Origin of the sequence: Pseudomonas sp. NPDC087639, assembly GCF_044743385.1 — a bacterium.
Lineage (GTDB): Bacteria > Pseudomonadota > Gammaproteobacteria > Pseudomonadales > Pseudomonadaceae > Aquipseudomonas.
This window is the reverse complement of the sequence record NZ_JBIUWI010000162.1, coordinates 1,183-2,258: the sequence shown is the minus strand read 5'-3', so window position 1 is coordinate 2,258 and position 1,076 is coordinate 1,183. Positions and strand designations below refer to the sequence as shown.

The window sequence follows — 1,076 nt, the reverse complement described above, 5'->3', positions numbered from 1 at the left end:
GTGGTGAAGGTGGTTACCTGATCAACAAGCACGGCGAGCGTTTCATGGAGCGTTATGCTCCGAACGCCAAAGACCTTGCCGGTCGTGACGTGGTTGCTCGCTCGATGGTTAAAGAAATCATCGCCGGCAACGGTTGCGGTCCGAATGGCGACCACGTAATGCTCAAACTCGACCACTTGGGCGAGGAAGTGCTGCACAGCCGTCTGCCAGGCATCTGCGAACTGTCGAAGACTTTCGCGCACGTTGACCCTGTGGTTGCGCCGGTTCCGGTTGTTCCGACTTGCCACTATATGATGGGCGGCGTTGCCACCAACATTCATGGTCAGGCGATCACCCAGAACGCCGACGGCGTGGATCAGATCATTCCTGGTCTGTTCGCTGTAGGTGAAGTGGCTTGCGTATCGGTTCACGGCGCCAACCGTCTGGGCGGCAACTCGTTGCTCGACCTGGTGGTATTCGGTCGCGCTGCCGGCCTGCACCTGGAAAAGGCACTGACCGACGGCATCGAATACGACGACGCTACCGAAGCCGATATCGAAGCTGCCCTGTCGCGCCTGAACTCGCTGAACAGCCGCACTGATGGCGAAGACGTGGCAACCCTGCGTCGTGAGCTGCAAAGCTGCATGCAGAACTACTTCGGTGTGTTCCGTACCGGCGAATACATGCAGAAAGGTATCGCTCAACTGGCCGATCTGCGTCAGCGTATCGCTAACGTGAAGATCAACGATAAGTCGCAGGCTTTCAACACTGCACGTATCGAAGCGCTGGAACTGCAAAACCTGCTGGAAGTGGCTGAAGCGACTGCCATCGCTGCCGAAGTGCGTAAAGAGTCCCGCGGCGCGCACGCCCGTGAAGACTTCGAAGACCGTGACGACGAAAACTGGCTGTGCCACACCCTGTACTTCCCGGGTGACAAGCGCGTCACCAAGCGTGCCGTTAACTTCTCGCCGAAGACTGTTCCGACTTTCGAACCGAAAGTCCGGACTTATTAAGGGTGACCGCCATGTTGCAAGTCAGTGTTTATCGCTACAACCCTGATCAGGACGCTGCGCCGTTCAGGCCGGACTTCCAGGTCG

The 1,076-nt window shown here is 57.8% G+C and carries 1 protein-coding gene and 1 pseudogene; both read left to right on the top strand.

Going from position 1 to position 1,076, the window contains the following annotated elements; genetic code table 11:
• Window positions 1-992: FAD-binding protein (locus ACIOVB_RS27495; RefSeq protein WP_401272275.1), on the top strand; the 992-nt coding region annotated here is incomplete at its 5' end.
• Window positions 993-1,003: 11 nt separating this feature from the next.
• Window positions 1,004-1,076, top strand: a pseudogene (gene sdhB / locus ACIOVB_RS27490) (succinate dehydrogenase iron-sulfur subunit); the annotation flags it as partial.